The organism is Cytophaga sp. (assembly GCF_051961495.1).
In the GTDB taxonomy this organism is placed as follows: Bacteria; Bacteroidota; Bacteroidia; order Cytophagales; family Cytophagaceae; genus Cytophaga.
In genome coordinates this window covers 1-2,279 of record NZ_JBQCDF010000031.1, presented here as the reverse complement: position 1 = coordinate 2,279, position 2,279 = coordinate 1, and the positions used below count along the sequence as shown (strand labels likewise).

At 36.6% G+C, this 2,279-nt stretch carries 2 protein-coding genes and 1 pseudogene; all 3 read left to right on the top strand.

What is annotated here, in order from left to right; all coding sequences use genetic code 11:
• Nucleotides 1–69: 69 nt before the first annotated feature.
• Nucleotides 70–642: a proton-conducting transporter transmembrane domain-containing protein gene (locus ACTHJT_RS01650; protein WP_440235895.1), complete on the top strand. Its 573-nt coding sequence runs from the start codon at nt 70–72 to the stop codon at nt 640–642.
• Between the two features lie 18 nt (nt 643–660).
• The gene (locus ACTHJT_RS01645) at nt 661–2,037 is read left to right on the top strand and encodes an NADH-quinone oxidoreductase subunit N (protein WP_440235894.1); all 1,377 of its coding nucleotides are present in this window, start codon (nt 661–663) and stop codon (nt 2,035–2,037) included.
• Nucleotides 2,038–2,279, top strand: a pseudogene (locus ACTHJT_RS01640) (DedA family protein); the annotation flags it as partial.

Sequence of the window (2,279 nt, the reverse complement as noted above, 5' to 3'; positions counted from 1 at the left end):
ATTTATTGACAAATAGGGAACTTTAATATAGTAAATCCGTTTTAGTTACTTAATCATCCAACCTGATTAGTGAAAACTGATAATCCTAATGGTTTAATTGCAGCAGGCTTGTTCTCAAATTCAGCTGAAGTTCTTCAGGGTGTTATTGCGCAAATGCTGGCGCACGGTGTAAACGTGGTAGGTATACTATTCGTAGTTGAAATATTATTGAACCGCACAGGCACATTGGAAATAGCTAAACTTGGTGGCTTAAGAAATCAGATGCCACAGTTTGCCGTCTTCTTTGTAGTCATTATGATGGCCAGTGTCGCATTACCTTCAACAAACGGTTTTGTTGGTGAATTCCTGTTATTTGTAGGCTTATTCAGTTACAATCCATACATAACAGCGGTTGCAGGTTTAACCATCATATTAGGTGCTGTATACATGCTTAGCTCTTATCAAAAAATCATGTTGGGCGAAGCAAAACCTGAATACAATAATGTAAAAGATTTATCATTCTTAGAGAAGAGTATACTAATACCAATTGTGATTGTAATTTTTGTTTTTGGTTTGTTTCCGAATTTAATCTTAGGGCTAACCGAACCTGCTGTAAATGAAATTTTACATGCTGTAAATAATTCAATCCCTGTAGCAAACTAAGAGAACATTAAAAGGAATATGAACGCAATAATTCTTATATCTGTATTAGGTATTTTGACAATGATGTCTGAATTCATTGGTCTAAAGAAACTTATTTATCCACTTATACTTATTTCCTTAGTTGGGATTTTAGGATATAACATCTGTTCATTCTGGAACAATCCGGAAATGCACTATGGCATGTTAAATCATAATAATTACTCAATCGCTTTCGGATCACTGTTGATTACAGTTGTATTATTTTGGTTTATTCTTACCCGTTCGGCTTACAGCGAAGGAGCCTTTAATCAGGGTGACCATTATGCACTAATTCTATTCTCAACCGTTGGTGGCTTGATTCTTGTTTCATTCACAAACATGTCTATGTTATTTCTGGGGGTTGAAATCCTTTCTATTCCTCTTTATATTCTTGCAGGAAGCAGAAAAAAGGATTTACGTTCAGTAGAGTCTTCTATCAAATATTTCATGTTAGGTTCATTTGCAACAGGTATCATGTTACTGGGCATGGCTTTGATATACGGTTCAACAGGTTCATTTGACTTTGCAACTATCGCTCAAAAGGCCCCTGCAGATACGATGTTCTTTGTAGGAATCACATTGCTTTCTATTGCTTTTGCATTTAAAGTTTCAGCTGTCCCATTCCACTTCTGGGTACCGGATGTTTACGGAGGTGCTCCTACATTTATTACAGCTTTCATGTCAACGTTTGTAAAAGTTGCAGCATTCGGTGCGTTCTATCTTATGCTTGACAGCACATTCGACAGTATTCCTCATTATTTAGGAAACATGTTTGTAGGACTTTCTGCTGCAACTATTATTGTTGGTAACCTGGCAGCTTCTTATCAGAGCAATGTTAAGAGAATGCTTGCATTTTCAGGGGTTGCACAGGCTGGATACATGCTTATGATTTTTCCAACATTGACCCTGGAAGGTAAATCTTCTTTGTTTGTGTACCTGGCAGGTTATGCTGCTTCTAACTTAATTGCGATGTATATCGTAGGCGAAGTTGAAAAATCAAAAGGTGATGCCAGCATTGAAAACTTTGCAGGCCTGTCAAAATCGAATCCTTTGCAGGCGTTTGCCATGATTGTAGCACTACTTTCATTAGCAGGTATTCCACCAGCTGCCGGTTTCTTCGGTAAGTTCTTTTTATTCACAGAAGTGATCAACGATGGTAAAATGTATTTAGTATTAATTGCTATTCTTGGATCGTTAATTAGTGTATATTACTACTTCAAGACAATCATTAGTATGTATGGAGGAGAATCACAACATACCTCTACTTCAAATGACAGCTTTAGTCTTGCAACTGTAATTTTAATAATACTTTCTGTATTGGTGATTTTAATCGGAACTCTTCCGGATATGCTTGTACAGATCGGAATGAAAATATAGATGAATTCATTAATAGAATTATACCACAATTGTACCGACCCGGAAGTCATAATTAAAGGAGGATTAATCGTAATCCTCCTTATTATTTTTGCTGAGAACGGGTTATTTTTCGGGTTCTTTTTACCGGGAGATACATTGTTATTTACTACAGGTTTGCTGGCCTCCACTGGTAAATTCGATGTAAAAATTGAAATTCTGTTAAGCACCATCTCAGTAGCTGCCTATCTGGGGAGTTTCTTTGG

What these genes read in the sequence shown, in the direction of transcription:
- ACTHJT_RS01645 (WP_440235894.1), top strand. Translation starts at nt 661, where the DNA reads ATGAACGCAATAATTCTTATATCTGTATTAGGTATTTTGACAATGATG.